Source organism: Mesorhizobium sp. M0140 (assembly GCF_040322475.1).
Lineage (GTDB): Bacteria > Pseudomonadota > Alphaproteobacteria > Rhizobiales > Rhizobiaceae > Mesorhizobium.
Genome location: NZ_JAMYTM010000047.1, coordinates 22,406 through 42,678 on the forward strand (window position 1 = coordinate 22,406; position 20,273 = coordinate 42,678).

22 protein-coding genes are annotated in these 20,273 nt (G+C 64.1%); 8 read left to right on the plus strand and 14 right to left on the minus strand.

The features are described from left to right. From NKJ37_RS29665 to NKJ37_RS29685, 5 genes are all read left to right on the plus strand, one after another. Positions 1-771 carry an L-iditol 2-dehydrogenase gene (locus NKJ37_RS29665; protein WP_128304237.1) on the plus strand — a complete coding sequence of 257 codons (771 nt, stop codon included), beginning with the start codon at positions 1-3 and terminating at the stop codon, positions 769-771. A gap of 146 nt (positions 772-917) precedes the next feature. Beyond that, the gene (locus NKJ37_RS29670) at positions 918-2,396 is read left to right on the plus strand and encodes a mannitol dehydrogenase family protein (RefSeq protein WP_023810707.1); all 1,479 of its coding nucleotides are present in this window, start codon (positions 918-920) and stop codon (positions 2,394-2,396) included. A 15-nt stretch (positions 2,397-2,411) separates the two neighbouring features. Next, entirely contained in the window at positions 2,412-3,095 is a 684-nt protein-coding gene (locus NKJ37_RS29675) for an HAD family hydrolase (protein ID WP_023810708.1), read from the plus strand. Next, on the plus strand, positions 3,092-4,678 hold the full coding sequence (locus NKJ37_RS29680) for an FGGY-family carbohydrate kinase (RefSeq protein WP_023810709.1): 1,587 nt from the start codon (positions 3,092-3,094) through the stop codon (positions 4,676-4,678). The genes NKJ37_RS29675 and NKJ37_RS29680 overlap by 4 nt, the downstream gene beginning before the upstream one ends. 166 nt (positions 4,679-4,844) lie before the next feature. Next, entirely contained in the window at positions 4,845-6,248 is a 1,404-nt protein-coding gene (locus NKJ37_RS29685; protein WP_023810711.1) for an MATE family efflux transporter, read from the plus strand. An 86-nt stretch (positions 6,249-6,334) separates the two neighbouring features. Here the strand turns inward: NKJ37_RS29685 and NKJ37_RS29690 are convergent, their stop codons facing one another. The 10 genes from NKJ37_RS29690 to NKJ37_RS29735 all read right to left on the minus strand — a co-directional run bounded on the left by NKJ37_RS29690 (position 6,335) and on the right by NKJ37_RS29735 (position 14,840). Beyond that, positions 6,335-6,916 carry a cupin domain-containing protein gene (locus tag NKJ37_RS29690; RefSeq protein WP_023810712.1) on the minus strand — a complete coding sequence of 194 codons (582 nt, stop codon included), beginning with the start codon at positions 6,914-6,916 and terminating at the stop codon, positions 6,335-6,337. Between the two features lies 1 nt (position 6,917). Further along, on the minus strand, positions 6,918-8,174 hold the full coding sequence (locus NKJ37_RS29695) for a cysteine desulfurase-like protein (protein WP_352776186.1): 1,257 nt from the start codon (positions 8,172-8,174) through the stop codon (positions 6,918-6,920). A gap of 71 nt (positions 8,175-8,245) precedes the next feature. Further along, on the minus strand, positions 8,246-9,004 hold the full coding sequence (locus NKJ37_RS29700) for a cyclase family protein (protein WP_023810714.1): 759 nt from the start codon (positions 9,002-9,004) through the stop codon (positions 8,246-8,248). A 2-nt stretch (positions 9,005-9,006) separates the two neighbouring features. Beyond that, positions 9,007-10,185: an ABC transporter substrate-binding protein gene (locus tag NKJ37_RS29705; RefSeq protein WP_023810715.1), complete on the minus strand. Its 1,179-nt coding sequence runs from the start codon at positions 10,183-10,185 to the stop codon at positions 9,007-9,009. Further along, positions 10,182-11,231, minus strand: a complete 1,050-nt coding sequence (locus tag NKJ37_RS29710; RefSeq protein WP_023810716.1) for a branched-chain amino acid ABC transporter permease — start codon at positions 11,229-11,231, stop codon at positions 10,182-10,184. Before NKJ37_RS29710 ends, NKJ37_RS29705 begins: the two co-directional genes overlap by 4 nt. Next, a complete protein-coding gene (locus NKJ37_RS29715) occupies positions 11,228-12,130 on the minus strand; it encodes a branched-chain amino acid ABC transporter permease (RefSeq protein WP_128304218.1) in 903 nt (300 codons plus the stop codon). Before NKJ37_RS29715 ends, NKJ37_RS29710 begins: the two co-directional genes overlap by 4 nt. Continuing rightward, positions 12,127-12,858 carry an ABC transporter ATP-binding protein gene (locus NKJ37_RS29720; protein WP_352720816.1) on the minus strand — a complete coding sequence of 244 codons (732 nt, stop codon included), beginning with the start codon at positions 12,856-12,858 and terminating at the stop codon, positions 12,127-12,129. Before NKJ37_RS29720 ends, NKJ37_RS29715 begins: the two co-directional genes overlap by 4 nt. Further along, positions 12,845-13,603, minus strand: a complete 759-nt coding sequence (locus NKJ37_RS29725) for an ABC transporter ATP-binding protein (protein WP_352440566.1) — start codon at positions 13,601-13,603, stop codon at positions 12,845-12,847. Before NKJ37_RS29725 ends, NKJ37_RS29720 begins: the two co-directional genes overlap by 14 nt. Positions 13,604-13,937: 334 nt before the next feature. Beyond that, positions 13,938-14,396 carry a nuclear transport factor 2 family protein gene (locus NKJ37_RS29730; RefSeq protein ID WP_128304215.1) on the minus strand — a complete coding sequence of 153 codons (459 nt, stop codon included), beginning with the start codon at positions 14,394-14,396 and terminating at the stop codon, positions 13,938-13,940. 84 nt (positions 14,397-14,480) lie between these two features. Then, complete coding sequence (locus NKJ37_RS29735) at positions 14,481-14,840, minus strand: hypothetical protein (RefSeq protein WP_023810720.1); 360 nt, start codon at positions 14,838-14,840, stop codon at positions 14,481-14,483. A gap of 81 nt (positions 14,841-14,921) precedes the next feature. Between NKJ37_RS29735 and NKJ37_RS29740 the strand changes: the two genes are divergently transcribed. From NKJ37_RS29740 to NKJ37_RS29750, 3 genes are all read left to right on the plus strand, one after another. Continuing rightward, the gene (locus NKJ37_RS29740; protein WP_023810721.1) at positions 14,922-15,500 is read left to right on the plus strand and encodes a TetR/AcrR family transcriptional regulator; all 579 of its coding nucleotides are present in this window, start codon (positions 14,922-14,924) and stop codon (positions 15,498-15,500) included. 44 nt (positions 15,501-15,544) lie between these two features. After that, a complete protein-coding gene (gene fabF / locus NKJ37_RS29745) occupies positions 15,545-16,810 on the plus strand; it encodes a beta-ketoacyl-ACP synthase II (RefSeq protein WP_352776190.1) in 1,266 nt (421 codons plus the stop codon). A 93-nt stretch (positions 16,811-16,903) separates the two neighbouring features. Next, complete coding sequence (locus tag NKJ37_RS29750; RefSeq protein ID WP_352776192.1) at positions 16,904-17,719, plus strand: oxidoreductase; 816 nt, start codon at positions 16,904-16,906, stop codon at positions 17,717-17,719. 38 nt (positions 17,720-17,757) lie between these two features. Here the strand turns inward: NKJ37_RS29750 and NKJ37_RS29755 are convergent, their stop codons facing one another. The 4 genes from NKJ37_RS29755 to NKJ37_RS29770 form a co-directional block, all read right to left on the minus strand. Next, positions 17,758-18,405, minus strand: coding sequence for an amino acid ABC transporter permease (locus tag NKJ37_RS29755; RefSeq protein WP_128304213.1), 648 nt, complete (start codon positions 18,403-18,405; stop codon positions 17,758-17,760). Then, positions 18,402-19,058, minus strand: coding sequence for an amino acid ABC transporter permease (locus tag NKJ37_RS29760; protein WP_352776194.1), 657 nt, complete (start codon positions 19,056-19,058; stop codon positions 18,402-18,404). The genes NKJ37_RS29755 and NKJ37_RS29760 overlap by 4 nt, the downstream gene beginning before the upstream one ends. 6 nt (positions 19,059-19,064) lie before the next feature. Beyond that, positions 19,065-19,871 (minus strand): transporter substrate-binding domain-containing protein, encoded by an 807-nt coding sequence (locus NKJ37_RS29765; protein WP_352751911.1) that lies wholly within the window; start codon positions 19,869-19,871, stop codon positions 19,065-19,067. Between the two features lie 81 nt (positions 19,872-19,952). Next, a partial coding sequence (locus NKJ37_RS29770; RefSeq protein WP_352776196.1) for an arginase family protein occupies positions 19,953-20,273 on the minus strand: 321 nt, incomplete at its 5' end.

Below are 20,273 nucleotides of genomic sequence, written 5' to 3' on the forward strand. Positions count from 1 at the left end.
ATGAGACTGGCCGGCAAATCCGCGCTGATCACGGGTTCCGCCCGCGGCATCGGCAGAGCCTTCGCCGAAGCCTATGCCGGCGAAGGCGCAACCGTCGCCATCGCCGACATCAATCTCGAGGCGGCGCAGAAGACAGCCGCCGAGATCGGCGGCAAGGCCTATGCGGTCAAGCTCGACGTCACCGACCTCGCCTCGATCGAAGCGGCGGTGAAAGCCGTCGAGACGAAGACCGGTGGCCTGGATATCCTGATCAACAACGCCGCCCTGTTCGACCTGGCGCCGATCGTCGAGATCACCAAGGCAAGCTACGACAAATTGTTTTCCGTCAATGTCGCCGGCACGCTGTTCATGCTGCAGGCTGCCGCCCGCTCGATGATCGCCGCTGGCCGGGGCGGCAGGATCATCAACATGGCGAGCCAGGCCGGACGCCGCGGCGAGGCGCTGGTCGGCGTCTACTGCGCCACCAAGGCCGCCGTCATCTCGCTGACCCAGTCGGCGGGGCTCGACCTCATCAAGCACCGCATCAACGTCAACGCGATTGCCCCTGGCGTGGTCGACGGCGAGCACTGGGATCACGTCGATTCGCTGTTCGCCAAATATGAAAACCGGCCGAGGGGCGAGAAGAAGAAACTGGTCGGCGAGGCGGTGCCCTATGGCCGCATGGGCACGGCGCAGGACCTTACCGGCATGGCGGTTTTTCTCGCCAGCGCCGACGCCGAATACGTCGTCGCCCAGACCTACAATGTCGACGGCGGCCAGTGGATGAGTTGAGGGCGGGGGACGGCCTCTGCTCCTCGTACCTCCGCGAGGAGCAGAGGCCGACATCAGCGGGCGCGTAGCAAGTGCCATCCCTTATCCTCTCCCCGACCGGGAGAGGAGCGTAACGAAGGCCGAAATCCGGCCAAAGGGTAAAACAGATGACCGTGAAACTCTCGTCCTCAAACCTCTCCAAGCTGCCCACTGAGGTCGCCGGTCCGAAGTATGACCGCGCAACATTGAAGGCCGGCATCGTGCATTTCGGCGTTGGCAATTTTCACCGCTCGCATCAGGCCGTCTATCTCGACGATTTGTTCAATGCGGGCATCGGCCATGACTGGGCGCTGATCGGCGCCGGCGTGTTCGACGGTGAAAAGATCGGTCGCGGCAAACTGGAAGAGCAGGATTGGCTGACCACCGTGGTCGAGCAGGACAGCGGCCATATGAGCGCACGCGTCACCGGCGCCATGATCGACTTCCTGATGCCCGGCGATGCGGCCGGCATCATCGAACAGCTGGCCGACCCGGCCATCAAGATCGTTTCGCTGACCATCACCGAAGGCGGCTATTTCATCGACCCGGCCTCCGGCGTGTTCAACCCGACCCATCCCGACATCGTCGCCGATGCGCAGCCCGGCGCGACGCCGAAGACGGTGTTCGGCATCATCCTTGCCGGGCTGGTGCGCCGCCGCGACGAGGGTACCGTGCCGTTCACGGTGATGTCGTGCGACAACATCCCCCACAACGGCCATGTCACCTCGGACGGGGTCATCGGCCTGGCCCGTTTGATCGACGAGGATCTGGCGAACTGGGCCAGCGAGCATGTCGCCTTTCCGAACGGCATGGTCGATCGCATCACGCCGGCGACCACCGATCGCGAACGCGGCATTCTCGCCAAGGATTTTGGCCTTGAGGACAACTGGCCGGTGTTCTGCGAGCCGTTCCGGCAGTGGGTGCTGGAGGACCATTTCACCGGCGGCCGGCCGCCACTGGAAAAGGTCGGCGTGCAGTTCGTCAAAGACGTTGCGCCCTACGAATTGATGAAGATCCGCATCCTCAATGGCGGCCACGCCACCATCGCTTATCCGGCCGGGCTGATGGACATCCATTTCGTCCATGAGGCGATGCAGGAGCCGCTGGTGAGCGGGTTTCTGGCCAAGCTCGAACGGGACGAAATCATCCCGACCGTGCCGCCGGTGCCGGACACGGTCCTGGAAGACTATTACCAGCTCATCGAGAGCCGCTTCTCCAATCCCAAGATCGGCGACACGGTGCGCCGGCTCTGCCTCGACGGCTCCAACCGCCAGCCGAAATTCATCATCCCGACCATCGCCGACCGGCTGAAGGCCGGGAAAAGCGTCGTCGGCCTGGCGCTGGAATCAGCGCTCTGGTGCCGCTATTGCTTCGGTACGACCGACAGCGGTGCCGTCATCGAGCCCAACGATCCGAGCTGGGACCGGCTGCAAGCGACGGCAAAGGCGGCAAAGGATGCTCCCGCCGCCTGGCTCGCCATGGAGGACATCTATGGCGATGTCGGCCGCGCGACGGCGTTTGTCGAGGCCTTTGCCCATGCGCTCAACGTGCTGTGGGCGAATGGCGCGCGCGCGACGCTGACGCGCTACCTCGCCGGCAAGCTCTGAGAGCCATTCTCCATCATGACGCCTGAGCTGGTCATCTTCGACTGTGATGGCGTGCTGGTCGACAGCGAGGCGCTCTCCGTCTCGGCGCTGCTTGGCATGGTCAAACTTGCCGGCGGCAGCGTCAGTGAGGACGCCGCCTACGAGCATTTCCTCGGCAAGAGCATGAAAAGCGTGCGCGAGATCCTCGGCCGCGACTTCGGGCTCGATATCACCGACCTGCACCTGACCGAGATGCGCGTCGAATTGATGCGCAAATTCCGCGAGGAGCTGAAGCCGATCGCCGGCGTCAGGAAGATGCTGCCCAAGCTTGGGCTGCCGTACTGTGTCGCGTCCTCAGGCACGCTCGACCGCATCCGCTACGCGCTCGACGTCACCGGATTGCTTGGGCTGATGGAGCCGCATCTGTTCAGTGCCACCATGGTGGCCAAGGGAAAGCCGGCGCCGGATCTGTTCCTGCATGCCGCCGCCAGCATGCGGGCCCATCCGCGCAAATGCCTCGTCATCGAGGACAGCCCGGCCGGCATCGCTGCTGCGCGGGCGGCAGGGATGCGCGTGCTCGCCTTCACCGGCGGATCGCATGCCGGCAATCCCGCCTTGAAAGCGCGGCTTGCGTCGAGTGAACCGGACTTTATATTCGCTGACATGCTGCAATTGCCCGATCTGATTGCAGGCTTGGGAGCGAGAGACAGAGCATCTTGACGAAACAGTTCGTTTGCGCGGTCGATGTCGGCACCGGGAGCGCTCGCGCGGGCATTCTCGACACCAGTGGCACCTTGCTCGGCCGCGCCGAGCGGCCGATCGCCATGAACCAGCCGAAGCCCGATCACGCCGAGCATGATTCGCGCGATATCTGGTCGGCCGTCTGCACCGCCGTGCGCGCTGCCCGCGAAAAAGCCGGTGTCGAGCCTGAGGACATTGTCGGCATCTCCTTCGATGCCACCTGTTCGCTGGTGGTGCGCGACCGGCAAGGCAGCCAGCTCAGTGTCTCGGTCACGGGCGACAAGCGCTGGGACACCGTCGTCTGGCTCGACCACCGCGCCATCGCCGAGGCCGACGAATGCACGGCAAGCGGCCACGCCGTGCTGAATTACATCGGCGGCGTCATGTCGCCGGAAATGGCGACGCCGAAACTGATGTGGCTGAAGCGCAATTTGCCGGACACGTGGAATGAAGCCGGCTATTTATTCGACCTGACCGATTTCCTGACCTGGCAAGCGACGGGTTCGCTGGCCCGCTCGCAATGCACGCTGACCGCCAAATGGACCTATCTGGCGCATGAGGAGACAGGCTGGCGGCGCGACTTCTTCGAGCTCGTCGGCCTCGGCGATCTTTTCGAGCACGGCAGCCTGCCGGAAAAGGCCAGTCCCGTCGGCGCCGATATCGGTCGATTGACGGCGCAAGCGGCGGCCGAGCTTGGGCTGAGCGAGAAATGCCGGGTGGGCTCCGGCGTCATCGATGCCTATGCCGGCGCGCTTGGCGTGCTCGGCGGCTTTGCCGGCGACGAACAGGACATCGGCCGGCATTTGGCGCTGATCGCCGGCACGTCGAGCTGCGTCATGGCGATGTCACCGGATCCGCAGCCTTTCGCCGGCGTCTGGGGGCCGTATTACGGCGCGGCGCTGCCCAGGCTGTGGCTGTCGGAAGGCGGCCAGTCGGCGACCGGCGCCCTGCTCGACCACATCATCCGCTGGCACGGCGCCGGCGGCGAGCCGGATGCCGCCATGCATGCGAAGATCGCCAGGCGTGTCGCCGAGCTGCGCGCCATCGAGGGCGACAGCCTCGCCGCAAGGCTGCATGTGCTGCCCGACTTTCATGGCAACCGCTCACCGCTCGCCGATCCGCATGCCGTCGGCGTCGTCAGCGGGCTGACGCTGGATTCCTCCTTCGACAGCCTGTGCAAGCTCTATTGGCGCACCGCCGTCGGCATCGCGCTCGGCGTGCGCCACGTGCTGGAGGCACTGAACGAGAACGGCTATCTGATCGACACGCTGCACGTCACCGGCGGCCACACCAAGAACCCGCTGCTGATGGAACTCTACGCCGACGCCACCGGCTGCACGGTGATCGAGCCGCTGGCCGACGAGGCGGTGCTGCTCGGCACCGGCATGATCGCCGCCACCGCTGCCGGGCTGTTTCCCGACCTCAACGCCGCCTGTCTTGCCATGCAGCAAGGCGGCAGGACGCGCCCGTCGAACCCGAAATCATCAGGGCGTTTCGAGCGCGACTACAAGGTTTTCCTCGAGATGCACCGCCAGCGCCGGATGCTGGACGCGATCCGCTAGAGCATCGGGCCGGTCGCTGGCTCAATCCGTTCCCGTCCCTCCTCTCTTGCCTTCATGTCGCGTTTCGTCCAGAAGCTGACGCAAACGCGGCGAAACCGAAGGTTTTGCCGTTTGACATGCGGCTTCCGGCTCTGGCCGACGTGCCGTAGCTGGAAAGAGCGGAACAATGTCTGCGATCGAAGCCGGCGCTCGCGCGCCGGAAAATCTTTGGCGTCAGGAAATCAGGGCGACGCTGGCGCTCGCCTGGCCGATGGTGCTGACCAATCTCGGCCAGACCGCGATGACGGCCACCGACGTCATGATGATGGGTCGTCTGGGCCCGGATACGCTGGCCAGCGGCGCGCTTGGCGCCAACCTTTATTTCATGCCGCTGATCTTCGGCCTCGGCCTGATGCTGGCGACCTCGCCGATGATCGCTACCGAGCTCGGCCGCCGCCGCTATTCGGTGCGCGACCTGCGCCGCACCGTGCGCCAGGGCCTGTGGCTGGCGATCCTGATCTCGATCCCGATCTGGCTCGTGCTTTGGCACGGCGAGGGCATTCTATTGGCCATGGGCCAGGACCCGGTTCTGGCCCATCAGGCCGGCATCTATCTGCGCTGGCTCGAATGGGCGGTGCTGCCCTTCTACTTCTATATCGTGCTGCGCTCGTTCATCTCGGCGCTGGAACGGCCGGGCTGGGCGCTGGTCATCGTCTTCGTCGCCGTCGCCTGCAACGTCTTCTTCAACTGGGTGTTCATGTTCGGCAATCTCGGCGTGCCGGCAATGGGCATTGCCGGGTCGGGCCTTGCCACCTCGCTGTCCTCAGCGCTGATGTTCATCGGCATGGCTGCCGTGGTGATGCTGGAGAAGAAGTTCCGCCGCTACCGTCTGTTCGGCCGTTTCTGGCGCGCCGACTGGCCGCGCTTCAAGGGCCTGTTGCGGCTCGGCCTGCCGATTGCCGGCATCCTCGCCTTCGAGGTGACGATCTTCAATGCGGCGGCCCTGCTGATGGGCCTGATCGACGCGGATTCCCTGGCCGCGCACGCGATCGCCATCCAGATCGCCTCGATCTCCTTCATGGTGCCGCTCGGCCTCAACCAGGCGGTGACGGTGCGCGTCGGCCTTGCGCACGGCGCCGGCAATCCGGAAGGCGTCTCGCGCGCCGGCTGGACCGCCTTTGTCATCGGCGTCTCGTTCATGGCGCTGATGGGGCTGGTGATGATCCTGTGGCCGCATCCGCTGATCAGCGCCTTCATCGATCTGGGCAATCCGGCCAATGCCAGGGTGATCGAACTTGCCGTGTCGTTCCTCGTCTTCGCGGCGCTGTTCCAGGTCTTCGACGGCGCCCAGGCGGTGGCCGCCGGCATGCTGCGCGGCCTGCATGACACCAAGGTGCCGATGATCTATGCCGCGATCGGCTATTGGGGCGTCGGCCTGCCGCTCGGCGTGCTGCTCGCCTTCCATTTCGGCCTGCATGGCGTCGGCATCTGGATCGGCCTGTCGACGGGGCTGGCCGTGGTGGCCGCGCTGCTGCTGGCGCGCTGGCTGCGGCGCGACCGGTTGGCGCCGCCGCTCGCGTTCGGGCATTGAAACAGAACGGCCGATGGCCCGGCGGCTGTTGTCCTGTGGGCGTTGGCTCATTGAACAACGCCTTCACAACTCCGCGATAGAGGCGGTCAGAATGTCGGCGGCGTGTTGACCCAGAGGATACGGACCGTGGTCGAACCGATATTGCGGTAGCCGTGGCCGAGTTCGGAGTTGAAATAAAACGCGTCGCCTGCCTCGAGCGCCACCACGTTCGTCTCGACCAGCAACTCGACGGAACCTTCGAGCACGTAGCCGAATTCCTGTCCCTTGTGGCTGATCAACTCGAGGCTGCCGCCGCCGGCCTCGATCACGTGGACATTGATCTGCAGCAGATATTCCGGACCGGATGGCACCAATTGCTCGAGCACGACATGGTTGCCCGAGCGCCGATGTCCCGTCTCCATGTGCGGACGCTCGTTTTGCCGCAACACGAACACTTCCGAGGCATTGTGCTGCAGCGTGCCGAACATAGCGTTCATGTTGATGCCCAGCGCCTGCACCAGCCGGTGCAGAGCCGCCATCGAGGGCGTCGCGCGGTCGTTTTCGATCTTCGAGAGATAACCCTCTGTCAGCCCGATGCGGGCGCCGAGCTCTTCCAGGCTGAGGCCAAGCACCTGTCTGGCATGGCGCAACTTGACGCCGATCCTCGGGGTTCCGTTTCTGTCGCGCATGTCAGGTCCGCGTCTTCATCCAGTCCGCCAGCTTCGCCAACAGAAAATCGACTTCCGCCTCGGTGTTATAATGGGCCAGCCCGATGCGGACGACGCCGTTGCGGTCCGCAAGCCCCAGCCGCTTGATTGGCTCCAAACCGTAATTGTGGCCATGCCAGAGATAGATGCCTTCCTTTGCCATCGCCTTGGCGATATCGGCGGGATCGGTTCCGTCAACGGTGATCGACACGGTAGGCACCCGGCGCGCCAGCGCCGCCACATCGGTTATACCCTGGACCAAGACGCCATCAATTCTGGACAATCCGGCAATCAGCCGTGCTGTCAGGACACGCTCATAACGGTCGGCGACTTCAATGCCGGCGACGATGCGCTCGCGCCGCGTCGCCTGCGGGTGGACGTTGCCGAAGGACTGTCCGAGCCAGGCATAGTGCTCGACGGCGCCAAGCACCCCGGCAAGCGCCTCGCGGCTTGTCGTCCCCGTCTCGAATTTTCCAGGTGGCGTGTTCGAAGCCGCGCGCACCTTGTAGGCGGTCAGCGCCTGCAGCAGATCGAACCGGCCCCACAACACCCCGTGATGCGGTCCGAAAAATTTGTAGGCCGAGCAAACCAGGAAATCACAGCCAATCTCCTGGACGTCGATCACTCCATGCGGCGCGAACTGCACCGCGTCGATATAGCTCAGCGCCCCGACCGCGCGTGCGCGCTGCGCGATCCGCTTCACGTCGTTGATCGTGCCGGTAACGTTGCTGGCATAGCCGACGGCGACCAGCTTGACCTCCTCGTCGATAGTGGCCTCCAGCGTCGACAGGTCGAGTTCGAACGTTTTTGGATCGAGGTCGATCCAGCGTACCTCAAGCCCGCGATCCTCCGCCAGCATCAGCCAGGGTGCGACGTTGGCGTCATGATCCATGCGCGTCAACACGATGGCGTCGCCGGCGTTCAGATCGCGGCCGATGGCGCGCGAGACGGCGAAAGTCAGCGTCGTCATGTTCTGGCCGAACACCACCTCACGCCGGTCCGCGGCATTGAAGAAATCGGCCATCGCCTGATGCGCGTCGTCGACCATCGCCTGGGCCGCGAGTGAGGTTTCGAAATAGCCACCAAGATTGGCGTTGGTCTCGATCATGGCACGCGTCATGCGCTCGATCGAACGGCTCGCCATCTGGGTTCCCGCGGGATTGTCGAAGAAAATCCGCTTCTTCGGCTCGGCACCTCTCGCCATCGCCGGAAAAGCATCGCGGACTGTGTCTATATCCATGTCTGAATTCCGTGTGTCTGGTGATCGTTGTGTGGCGGCCCCTAGACGCCGCTAGCTGCGGTTTCACGCGTTCAGCCGGCCGCTTCATGGATGGCGACAGCGCGAGCCGGGAAGCCGGATCCGGCCTTTGGCTTTGGCCAGCTTGCCATTATCAACGCGCCGGCGTCAGGCACCTTGTCGAGATTGGCCAGGAGCTCGATCTGCCAGCAGTCGCGGGACAGCACATAGTATTCCAGGCTTGCGTCACCCGCGGAAGTGGCGCGGCCGGGATCGGTGTCCATGCCCTCGTGCCCGATGGCAGCGACACCGCGGCGTTCCAAAAGTTCCTCCAGCACCGGCTTCGACCAGCCCGGCGCATGCGAGATACCGTCGGCCGACTTGTTCTGAAACGCCACGGGGTCTGGCCAGCGCGGCCACCACCCGGTGCGAAGCGCGACAAAACACTTTTCCGGGATACGGCCGTTCCGTGTCTCCCAGGCGGAAATGTCGTCGAGCGTCGGCGTCGCGTCGGGATCGGCGGCGACCCTGTCGCTGATGTCGAGGATGACCAACGGCAGAAGCATCTCCGCCACCGACAGTTGGTCGATCGAGCGGCCGCCGTCGATGAAGTGCACCGGCGGATCGACATGGGTGCCCCACTGTCCGACGAAGGCGTAGTGGTGGACCTGGAAGGCGTCGCCCTTCGAAAAATCGAGCAACGCACGGCGCTCCTCGTCCGGGAAGGCCGGGAAGTGCGGCTGGCCCGGATGAAACGCATGCGTCAGGTCGGTGAAGGTCGCGGCGGAGAGCCGCGACCTGTAGATGTCCCAAAGGGAACCCGGAGTGGACAAGATCACGGCTCCGCGACGAAGGTCGGTGCCGCTTCACTTGCAAGGACAAGCTTGCCGTCCTTGACACCGATGACCGAGACCGATTTGTCCGGCACCGAAATGCCCGGGCGGTAGGTGATCGTTCCGGTCACGCCGTCGAGCCCGGACGTAGCGGCCAGCGCGTCACGGATCTTGGCCGGATCCGGCGCACCGGCACGCTTGATCGCGTCGGTCATCAGCTTGACCGAATCGTAGCCGAGCGCAGCGAACGCGTTCTCCGGGGCATTGCCGGCCGACTTGGTGTAGGCGTCGATGAAGGCCTGCACCTTCGGGGTGGCGCCCTCACCGATATAGGCATGGGTGGTGAAGTAGGTGTCCTTGGCCGCGTCGCCGCCGACCTGGATCAGCAAGGGCGTGTCGTAACCGTCGCCGCCGACCACCGGCAGGTTGATGCCGGCCTGGCGCATCTGCTTCAAGATCAGGCCGATTTCCTCGGCATTCGACGAGGCATAGACGAAGTCGGGCTGCGGTGACAGCGCCTTCAGTTTGGCGATCTGCGCGGTAAAGGTCTTGTCGCCGATCTTGTAGGTGTCGCGCTCCAAGATCTTGCCCCCGCCATGCTCGTAGGCGGTGACGAAGTAGTCCGACAGCAGCGTTGTGTATTCGGTGCCGATGTCGGTCAGCAGGTAGGCGGTCTTGCCGTTCAGCTTGTTCAGCGCAAATTCCGCGCCAACCGCAGCCTGAACGTTGTCGCCGAAGGCGGCGAGGAAGATCTCGTTGCCGAGCTGGCTCGGCAATTTCGGCGAGGTCGCGCCGGGCGTGATGAACGGGATCTGCGCCTTCTGGACCTGCGGTCCGATGGCCAGCACCGAATCGGAATCGGCGAAGCCGATGATGCCGACGACCTTGTCGCTGTCGATCAACTGGCTGGCGACGGTCGAGATCGTCGTCGAATCGCTCTTGGAGTCGTAGATCACCAGTTCTATCTGTTGGCCGAGCACGCCGCCGGCGGCGTTGATTTCGCTTGCCGCCAGCTTGGCGCCATTCAGCATCGGACCGTCGAGCGAGGCCTGAATGCCGGTCAGGTTTGCCGGATAGCCGATCTTGATCGTGTCGGCAGCAAGTGCCGTGCTGGCCGAGGCAAGCGCGAAGAATGCGCCCAGTCCTAGGCCGATGGTGTCGCGTCGAGTGAGTTTGATCATCGTTTTCGTTCCTCTGTCTGGTTCACCGTTGCCGATCTTTGGGTTAATCCGAACGTAAGTTCCCGGTCCCCCATGATCCCCTTCGGCCGGAAGATCATGACTAGAATGAAGATGAAGCCGAGCACGATCTGGCTGGCGCCAAACAGGGCCGGCACCGCGAAATCGCCGATCGTGAAGCCGCGTTCGACCGAGCGCAGGACCTCCGACAACAGCGAAACGCAGATGACGCCAACCACCGCGCCGGTCAGGGAGCCCATGCCGCCTAGCACCAGCATTGTGATCAGGCTCATGGTCAGCGCGAAGTAAAAGGTGTTCGGCGAAAACGAGCCGAGATAATGTGCGTAGAGCGACCCGCCGACGCCTGAGAAGAACGCGCCGATGACGAAGGCGATCAGTCTGGTCCGCAACACGCCGATGCCGACAGCGCTGGCCGCGATTGTGTCGTCGCGCACCGCCTTCATGGCGCGCCCGAAAGGCGAATAGACCAGGCGCGCCAGAACGAACACCGTGATGGCGAGCCAACCCATCACCCAGGGCAACGTCGTCTCCAGCGGCACACCGGTGAAAGTGCGGGCGCCTCGGGTGAAATCCGACGCATTGATCAGCACCACGTTGACGATAATCAAGAATCCCATCGTCGCCACCGAAACGAAATAGCCCGACAGGCGCATCAAGGGATAACCGACGACCACGGCAAGCAGCGCCGTCAGAAGACCTGCCACCAGCGTCGCCGGCAGGAAGGGGAGGCTGAAAGCATGCAGAAACGCCGGCAGATGCGGCAGCAGTGCCATCTTCTGCTGTACGGGAATCGACAGTATTCCCGATATATACGCGCCGGCGCCGATGAAGCCGACATGACCGAGCGAAAACACGCCCGTAAAACCGTTGCTCAGCGACAGCGCCAGCACCAGGATTGCATTCAGCGCGATCAGCAGGATAATCCGGACGAAATAGTCGCTCAGCACGTGCGGCGCACCGAAAGCGACAGCTGCTCCCGCCACCAGGGCGACGAGGACGAGGAGTGTGATCCGCGCTTCCCGGCTCACAGCTTTATCTCCCGGTTTGGCTGGAGCAGCCCGCCCGGGCGCACCAGGAGAAAGGCGATCAGCACGGCAAAGACGATTGCGTCGCGATAGGACGAGACGCTGCTCGGCAGGAATGCGACGATGAAGATCTCCAGCGCGCCCAATATGTAGCCGCCCACCAGGGCGCCCGCGATCGACCCGAAGCCGCCGATGATCGCCGCCACGAAAGCCTTCAGGAGCGGCGTGAAGCCCATCTGCGGCTGCACCACGCCGGCCTGTGCCGCCCACAAAATGCCGGCAAGGCCGGCATAGGCGGATGCGACGATGAAGGCGACGATGATCAGCCGGTTGACGTTGAGTCCGACAAGGTGTGCCGCCGACATGTCCTCGGCTGCGGCGCGCATGCCGAGCCCGGTCGTGGTGCGCGTGATGAACCAGCCGAGGAGGAGCAGCGACACGAAGGTCAGCGCGATGGTCAGGAGATTGATGCTGGTGAAGGTGATGGCGCCGTTCGACATTTCCCAGGAGGTGTTGAGAATATCGGGGAGTGGAAAATTGCGCGGCGAGGAGGTGAACACCAGGATTCCGACGTTCTCGATGATGTAGGTGACGGCGAGGCTGGTGAGCAGTCGCGCAACGTCGGGCGCGTCGCGGATCGGACGATAGGCGATGCGTTCGATGAGGAAGCCCGCGACGGCCGCCGCGGCGATGCCGCAGATCACGGCGACAGGGAACGGAACGCCGATCCCCGCCAGCAGAGCTACCCCGAATGCGCCTACCATCATTACGTCGCCATGCGCGAAATTGGTGAGCTTGAGGACGCCGAAGACGATCGACAGGCCGACCGCCACCAGCGCGTAGAGGCTGCCGAGGCTCACCGCGTTGACGATCTGCTGCAGGATATAGTCCAGCTGGGTCATGTTGCCGCCCCGAGATATGCCTGCGCCACGCGTTCGCTGTCGCGCAGTTCCGCGGACCGGCCCGACAGCGCCACCTGACCCGTGCGCAGCACATAGGCACGGTCGGCGAGGTCCAGCGCGAGCGTGATGTTCTGTTCCACCAGCAGCATCGTCATGCCCTGGCGCTTCAGTTCGGCAAGCGCGCTGAAGATGTGGCGCACCAGCAGCGGCGCAACGCCGAGCGAAGGCTCGTCGAGCAGCAGCAGGCGCGGCGCCGCCATCAGCGCGCGCGCCAGAGCAAGCTGCTGCTGTTCGCCGCCCGACAGCGTGCCGGCCAGTTGCTTCAGCCGCTGCTTGAGAACCGGGAACAGCATGAACATGCGCTCGCTATCTCTGACGACGGCCTCCTTGTCGGTGCGGGTGCAGGCGCCGAGCCGCAGATTGTCGGCCACCGTCAGGCCGCCGAACAGGCGCCTGCCCTCCGGGCTCTGCGCGATGCCCAGAGTTACGATGCGCGACGGAGCGACACCTCCAATTGGCTTGCCATCGAAGATGATCTTGCCGCCGCGCGGCCGCGACAGGCCGGAAATGGTGCGCAAGGTCGTGCTCTTGCCGGCGCCGTTGGCCCCCACCAACGCCACCACCTCGCCGGCATGGACGTCGAGCGAAATGCCCTTCAGCGCACGCACCGCGCCGAAATTGACCTCGAGGTTCTCGACGCTGAGCAGAACGGGGCTAGGCGTGGCCAAGATACGCCTCCCGCACTTTCGGGTGTTCGCGTACCTGCTCCGGTGTTCCGACGCAGATCACCTCGCCGGTCGCCAGCACCTGGATGCGTTCGCACAGCGCCATGATCAGGTCCATGTCGTGCTCGACAACGACCACCGTTACGCCGTAGCGGTCACGGATCGTCCGAATCAGCGCCGCCAACACCTTGGTCTCGTTGGAATCAAGCCCGGCTGCGGGCTCATCGAGCAGCAGCAACTGCGGGCCGGTCGCCAACGCACGCGCAATCTCCAGCCGCCGCTGATCGCCGTAGGGAAGATCCGCGGCGACCCTGCCGGCCTGATCTGTCAGGCCCATGAGGTCGAGGAGTTCGTCGGCCTGCTGCCGCGTCGCGGCCACCCGCTCGCGATAGCGCCGACCGCGCAGCACGGTATCGGCGGGCCCGACAGGATGGCGCAGCTGCGCCGCCGTCAGCACGTTCTGTGCGACACTGAGGCTGCCGAATAGGCGAGAACCCTGGAAGGTGCGGGCGATGCCCATCGCGACGATCTGCGATGTGCGCAGGCCGACGATCGAACGGCCCTCCATCTCGATGCTACCGGAATTCGGCTGGGAGAAGCCGGTGATCAGGTTGAAAAGCGTGCTCTTGCCCGAGCCATTCGGCCCGATTACCCCAACGATTTCACCTTCGTGCAGCTCGATGGAATGATCCCGCAGGGCAACCAGCCCTCGAAAGGCTTTTGTCAGCCCAACCGTCTTCAACAGCACTCGACTCGACTGTCTATCCACGCGCCGGTTTGCCCCTGTCCGCCCTCGCCGCCCCGTTCGGCCCGGTCAAGCATCAAATGGACAATTCGAACGGCAAGATGTCAAGGCCTATTCCTAGCAGGAAAGCTATATGCCTGCCTCGGCTCGACCGTTGCCGCGACAGCACCGGCATCGATGCAGCGCTGCGCTCCCGCACTGGGTTTCCTGGCTTGCAGTCCAGCGCCGGCGCTCGCTTCCCGACCCTCCGCGCATACTGCGCAGGCGGAAGGCACGCGACGAAAAAGATCAGCGCGACCGGCCCTTAAACCTTGGCCGTCCTCGGACCGCGCTTCAGCTAGCTTGTTATCTGTTCGGCGACAGCTTCTTCGAGGCCGGCTGCGGCCTGGGCGGCGAGACCGCGCGCCGCCGCCTGTGAATCGTAAAACTCCTCGAGCGCATGAACCCTGCCCCACCGTAGCGTGAACACGTGGAGACCATGGTTGACGTAGGACGTATCGCCGTTGAGCAGGGTTGCGGTGCCATCCCACTGGGCAAACACGGTGGTATGCCACGGCCAGCCCTTCACCCAGACGTGGTTGACCGTGAGATGGAGAGTGGGCAGAACACGGCCGAGGCGCTCGAACCACCGGCGCAGGGCTTGCTTGTCGTGGCGCTCCCCACCAAGCGCGTGGGCGCCACCAACCCGGTGATGGACATGCGGCGCGATGGCCTTCACCGCCGCGTCCCAGCGATGGTTGTTGACGTCGTCGAAGCTCTGCCGGATCGATTTCTCGACAAAATAGCTGTAAAGCATGTGACCTCTCCAGGCTCATTGGGATGGCGTGATCGGACGCGAGAGCCCCGGCCAGCATCGCGCGGCCGCGGCCTGCGCGTCAGGTCAGGGCGTTGTCGCATCGGCTCGCAGGGATGTGCCGGTCCCGGTCGAGACCGTCACTTCCTTACCGGACCTTGAGAACGCGTAGAGCGAGCCCGGGTGGCCCGGTATGGAAAACGCCACGGCGTCACTGTTGGCGAGGCCCATGACGAACCGCAGCGGATCACCCCCGGTCTTCGGTGCGAAAGTGGCGGTGACCTCAAGCAGGTCGCCGCGCGGAACGTAGTAGGCCACCATGTCCAGGTGTCCCTGGTGCAGGCTGCCGCCTTCGATCGGGCGTCCGATGGTGGCTTCCTCGGCGAGAGCCGGGGTTGCAAGAAACAGCGCCGCCAGGAGCGAGGCGCTCAGCGTTTTGCGGATCATCTCATTTGTCCTTTTTTTAGATTGCGTTCACCCTCTATATAGGGTATAGATTACGAATGCAATCTAAAAAAGGAGATGACGATGCGTGTGAGTCGCACTCAGGCCGCGGAAAACCGCGAGACCGTGATCAATGTGGCAAGCCGGCTTTTTCGGGAGCGCGGCTTTGACGGCATCGGCCTCAAGGATCTGATGAAGGGTGCCGGGCTGACCCAGGGCGCCTTTTACAAGCAATTCGAGTCGAAGGACGATTTGGCGGCGTTGGCGTCCAGGCGGGCGATGGAAAGCGCCACCCACAAATGGTCAGCCGCGACCGCGGCACATCCTGGGAACCCGCTCTACGGGGTGATCTCATTCTACCTCAGCATGGACCATCGCGAGGAAAAGATGGACGGCTGCCCGGTCGTTGCGCTCGGTTCGGATGCAGCCAGGCAGGGTGCCGAGGTGAAGGCGTCATTCGAAGACGGCATCAAGGCGTACCTTGAGATGCTCGGCGGTTGGGTTGGCGAGGGCGACAGCGAAAAGACCGGAAAAAAGGCAATGGCCGTTCTCTCGACGATGGTCGGCGCGGTCGTGCTCTCGCGGGTCGTCAACGATCCCGACCTTGCGCGGGCTTTTCTGGATGCGGCGGCCGATCAGGTTCGCGAAGCAGTCGCCACTTGAACGGCGCGAGCAGTGCCGCCGGCACACCAAGGATAGGAGAGCAGATGCAACGGATTGTCGTCACGGGCATGGGAGCGGTCACGCCCCTGGCCGCCAATGTCGAAGCGTCCTGGTCACGCCTGCTTGCCGGCCGGTCCGGCGTTCGCAGGCTTCCGGACGATGTGGTGGGAGAGCTGCCGGTTAAGATTGGCGGCATGGTTCCCTCCCTGGGCGAAGATCCGGAGACTGGTTTCGATGCCGATGCCGTCCTATCCGCGAAGGATCAGCGCAAGGTGGACCGGTTCATTCTCTTCGCGTTGGCGGCGGCGGAAGAGGCGCTTGCGCAGGCGCAATGGAAGCCTGCCCTGGAAACGGAGCGCCTGCGCACGGCCACGATCATCGCTTCAGGAATCGGCGGGTTCCCCGCCATCACCGAGGCGGTGCGCACGGTGGACCTGCGTGGCGCCCGCCGCCTGTCTCCCTTTACGGTGCCGTCCTTCCTGGTGAACCTCGCGGCGGGCCACATCTCGATCCGTCATGGTTTCAAAGGTCCACTCGGCGCACCGGTGACGGCATGCGCGGCGGGCATCCAGGCGATCGGCGACGCCGCCCGCCTGATCCGCGCCAACGAAGCCGACATCGCCGTGTGTGGCGGAACGGAAGCGTGCATCAACACCGTCAGTCTCGGCGGGTTCGCCGCGGCTCGCTCTCTTTCCACCGGCTTTAATTGGGCACCCGCTCAAGCCTCGCGCCCTTTCGACACATCGCGGGATGGCTTCGTCATGGGCGAAGGAGCCGGCGTGCTGGTCATCGAGGCGTTGAGCCACGCGTTGGCGCGCGGCGCAAAGCCGTTGGCTGAGCTCGTCGGCTACGGCACGACCGCGGATGCCCACCACGTCACCTCCGGGCCGGAGGACGGCGACGGCGCGCGCCGGGCCATGCAGATCGCGATTGCCCAGGCAGGGATTTCGCCACGCGAGGTTCGTCATCTCAATGCGCATGCGACCTCCACGTCAGTCGGCGACCTGGGTGAGATCGAAGCGATCAAGAGCGTGTTCGGGCGCGATTTCGCGATAGCTGTCAGTGCGACGAAATCGGCGACCGGACATTTGCTCGGAGCGGCCGGCGGGCTTGGTGCGATCTTCGCAATCCTGGCGCTCAGGGATCAGATTGCTCCGCCAACCCTCAACCTGGGCGAGGCCGATCCGGCCGGCGACGGCATCGACTTCGTCGCAAACGCGGCCCGGCCGATGGAGATGGAGTACGCGATCTCCAATGGCTTCGGCTTTGGCGGCGTGAATGCCAGCGCCCTGTTCAGACGCTGGAACTAACCGGTGGCCGGACGCAGTCATGACCAACGCCCTTTGCCCCGGCCTCTCATGCTTTTCCCAATCCGATCCAACGCAAAGAAGGACACGATTTCCATGAACAAGACCAATCCCGGCGTCGCCTTGGTGACAGGGGCGTCTTCCGGCATCGGGCGCGCTACCGCCGATGCCTTGCTAGGCGCCGGCTTTCGCGTCTTCGGAACCAGCCGTCGCGCGAGCTCCCAGCCATCCGCCGGCGTGACCATGCTGACCTGCGACGTGACCGACGACGCGTCCGTTGCGACAATGGTCGATGACGTTCTGGCCAAGGCCGGACGCATCGACCTGCTTGTCAACAATGCCGGCATGGGCCTGTTTGGCGGCGCGGAGGAGTCCTCGACCGCCCAGGCCAAGGCGCTGTTCGACGTGAACGTCTTCGGCGTTTTCCGCGTGACCAACGCGGTGCTGCCGGCAATGCGACGCCAAGGGAAGGGCAGAATCGTGAATTTGAGTTCGGTGCAGGGGTTCATCCCCGCTCCCTATTTTGCACTCTACTCGGCGACCAAACATGCCATCGAGGGTTATTCGGAGTCGCTCGATCACGAATTGCGCCCGTTCGGCATCCGCGTTTCGCTGGTGGAGCCCGCCTATACCCGCACATCATTCGAGGACAATCTTGTCGCCCCCGACCGGTCGCTCGAAATCTACGACTCCGCGCGCGCCGGGATGACTGTATCCGTGCGGAAATCGATGGACAAAGGCGATGCGCCCGAAGTGGTCGCCAACACCGTTTTGGCAGCAGCGACCGATCCCTCCCCTAAGAAGCGCTATGCGGCGGGAAAAATGGCGCGCCAGGTCAATTTCCTGCGCCGTTTCGTCCCCGCGTCCGCATTCGACAAGAGCCTGCGCAAGCAGCTTGGGCTGCCGGCCTGAAGTCGAGCGCTAACCGCAAGGACATCTGCCTTGGCGCGTCAGCGGGCAGCCGCCTGTTTCTCGAGCCTGCGGGCGTATTGCGTCAGCGGAAAGCACATGACGAAGAAGATCAGAGCCACCAGCCCGTAGACCTTGAACGGTTCGAAGGTCGCATTGTTGATGGCGTTAGAGGTCCGCACCAGTTCCTCGAAGCCGATGATCGAGGTCAGCGCGGTCGATTTGATCAGCTGAACCAGGAAGCCGACGGTGGGTGCGCGGGTGATCGAAAAGGCCTGCGGCAGGATGATCAGCCTCAGCTCCTGCAGATAGTGCAGGCCAAGGCTGGCGCCGGCGTCCCATTGGCCGAGGGGTAGCGCCGCGACGCCCGAGCGCCAGATCTCGGCGAGATAGGCGCTGGCGAAGAAGGTGAGGCCGAGCGCCGCCGCCGTCCACGGTTCGATGCGCAGGCCGAGCATCGGCAGGCCGAAGAACATCAGGAACAGCTGCATCAAGAGCGGCGTTCCCTGGAACAGGGCGATGTAGCCGGAAGCAACACGCCTGCTCCACTTGTTCTTGGCGATCCTGAAGAACAGCACGACCAGGCCGACGATGCCGCCGCCGATGAAGGCGGCCAGCGATAGCAGCACCGTCCAGCGGGCAGCGAGCAGCAGGTTGCGCACGATGTCCCAGAAGGTGAATTCGATCATGACACGCCGGCCCCCAGGACGCGGCGTCCGCCTGACACCAGCAGCCGGCGCAAGGCCATAGACAGGACGAGATAGACCAGCGTCACGACGAAATAGGTCTCGAAGGAGCGGAAGGTGCGGGCCTGCAGCATGTCGGCCTCGTAGGTCAGCTCGCGCACCGCAATCTGCGACACGACCGCCGACTCCAGCATCATGATGACGATCTGGCTGGTCAGCGCCGGGAAGATCACCTTGAGCGCCTGCGGCAGCACAATCTTGATGAACACCTGGCGTGGCCTCAGGCCCAGCGCCAGGGCCGCTTCCGTCTGTCCGCCGGGCACGGCGTCAAGCCCGGCGCCGACGATCTCGATGGTATAGGCCGCCATGTTGAGCGTCATCGCCAGCATGGCGGCCAGGATCGGGTCGAGCCGGATGCCGAGGCTAGGCAGTCCAAAGAAAATGAAGAACAGCTGCACCAGGAACGGCGTGTTGCGGATGATTTCAACATACCAGGCGATCGCCCGCTTGAGCAGCACGGGACCGTTGCGGCGTCCCGCGGCACCCAGGATGCTGATGAACGTTCCAGCGAGCGTGGTCACGGCGATCAACAGGATCGTCGTGGCCGCGCCGCGCGCGATATCGCCGACAGCACCCGGAAGCCAGGCAAAGGCCACGGAAACTCAGTCCTTGAGGTTGTCGGGATTGAGCGGCGTCTTCAGCCAGGTTTTCGAGCTTTCGTCCAGCTTGCCGTCGGCCAGCATCTTGGCGACGGCATCGTTGACCGCCTTCTTCAGGCTGTCTTCGTTCTTGTTGAGGCCGATATGCGAAGGCGAGGTCAGGAGCTGGAATTTCTGCTCCGGCTTCAGCGCGTCCTGCTTGGCCAGCACCTGTGCGCCGACATCGTTGCCGACGACCATCAGCTGGGTCTGGCCGGAGATGAAGGCCTGGATCACCGAATTGTAGTTGTCGAAGCGCTTGATGTCGGCCGAGGCGGGGGCTGCCTCGGTGAGCGAGGTGTCTTCCAGCGTGCCGCGGTTGACGGCGATCGACTTGTCGGCGAGGTCTTCCTTGCCCTTGACCGAAAGTGCCGCCGGACCGATCACGGCGATGTAGTAAGGCGCGTAGGCAACGGCGAAGTCGATCACCTGCTCGCGTTCCTTCGAATAGCCTACGCTCATCAGAATATCGACGCGGTGGTCGTTCAGATACGGGATGCGGTTCTGGCCGGTGACGGCGACGGGATTGAGCTTCACCTTGAGCGTGTCGGCAATGTATTGCGCGACGTCCATGTCATAGCCCTTGAGGCTCATGTCGGCGCTGGCCGAGGAGAAGGGCGGGAAATCGGCGAAGACGCCGACATTGATGGCGCCGGCCTTGGTGATATCAGCCAGCGCATCGGCGCTGGCGGCCTGAATCGAGAGGCCGAAGCCGGCCGTGCCGAGCATCAGCACGGCGGCGATGGAGGCAAACGTCTTGCGGATCGTCATGTCATTCCCCTGTCTGGAAGCTTTGTTTGTTGGGAGTCGACCGCCGGCTCCAGCGCGGCGGCCGCCTTTGCTTTCTGAACGTCAGGCTCCCTTGCCCGTGATTGCCGGGCTGAACACCATCAGGCTCAATATCTCGAACAGCACCTGTGCGGCGGCATGCGCCGTGTTGGTGGTGGCGTCGTATTGCGGCGCCACCTCGACGACGTCGCCGCCGACGATGTTGAGGCCCTTGAGGCCGCGCAGCAGTTCGAGCACTTCGCGCATCGTCAGCCCGCCGACCTCAGGCGTGCCGGTGCCGGGCGCGAATGCCGGATCGACGCTGTCGATGTCGAATGAGACATAGGTCGGACCGTCGCCGACTATTCTGCGCGCCTTCTCGATGATGGCCGGAATGCCGAGACC

Bases quoted from the DNA above. Each gene is read 5' to 3' on its own strand.
- NKJ37_RS29750 (WP_352776192.1), top strand. From the start codon at position 16,904: ATGAACAAGACCAATCCCGGCGTCGCCTTGGTGACAGGGGCGTCTTCC.
- NKJ37_RS29675 (WP_023810708.1), top strand. From the start codon at position 2,412: ATGACGCCTGAGCTGGTCATCTTCGACTGTGATGGCGTGCTGGTCGAC.
- NKJ37_RS29765 (WP_352751911.1), bottom strand. From the start codon at position 19,871: ATGACGATCCGCAAGACGTTTGCCTCCATCGCCGCCGTGCTGATGCTC.
- NKJ37_RS29685 (WP_023810711.1), top strand. From the start codon at position 4,845: ATGTCTGCGATCGAAGCCGGCGCTCGCGCGCCGGAAAATCTTTGGCGT.
- NKJ37_RS29715 (WP_128304218.1), bottom strand. From the start codon at position 12,130: ATGACCCAGCTGGACTATATCCTGCAGCAGATCGTCAACGCGGTGAGC.
- NKJ37_RS29665 (WP_128304237.1), top strand. From the start codon at position 1: ATGAGACTGGCCGGCAAATCCGCGCTGATCACGGGTTCCGCCCGCGGC.
- fabF (WP_352776190.1), top strand. From the start codon at position 15,545: ATGCAACGGATTGTCGTCACGGGCATGGGAGCGGTCACGCCCCTGGCC.
- NKJ37_RS29705 (WP_023810715.1), bottom strand. From the start codon at position 10,185: ATGATCAAACTCACTCGACGCGACACCATCGGCCTAGGACTGGGCGCA.
- NKJ37_RS29695 (WP_352776186.1), bottom strand. From the start codon at position 8,174: ATGGATATAGACACAGTCCGCGATGCTTTTCCGGCGATGGCGAGAGGT.
- NKJ37_RS29690 (WP_023810712.1), bottom strand. From the start codon at position 6,916: ATGCGCGACAGAAACGGAACCCCGAGGATCGGCGTCAAGTTGCGCCAT.
- NKJ37_RS29730 (WP_128304215.1), bottom strand. From the start codon at position 14,396: ATGCTTTACAGCTATTTTGTCGAGAAATCGATCCGGCAGAGCTTCGAC.
- NKJ37_RS29740 (WP_023810721.1), top strand. From the start codon at position 14,922: ATGCGTGTGAGTCGCACTCAGGCCGCGGAAAACCGCGAGACCGTGATC.
- NKJ37_RS29735 (WP_023810720.1), bottom strand. From the start codon at position 14,840: ATGATCCGCAAAACGCTGAGCGCCTCGCTCCTGGCGGCGCTGTTTCTT.
- NKJ37_RS29755 (WP_128304213.1), bottom strand. From the start codon at position 18,405: ATGATCGAATTCACCTTCTGGGACATCGTGCGCAACCTGCTGCTCGCT.
- NKJ37_RS29670 (WP_023810707.1), top strand. From the start codon at position 918: ATGACCGTGAAACTCTCGTCCTCAAACCTCTCCAAGCTGCCCACTGAG.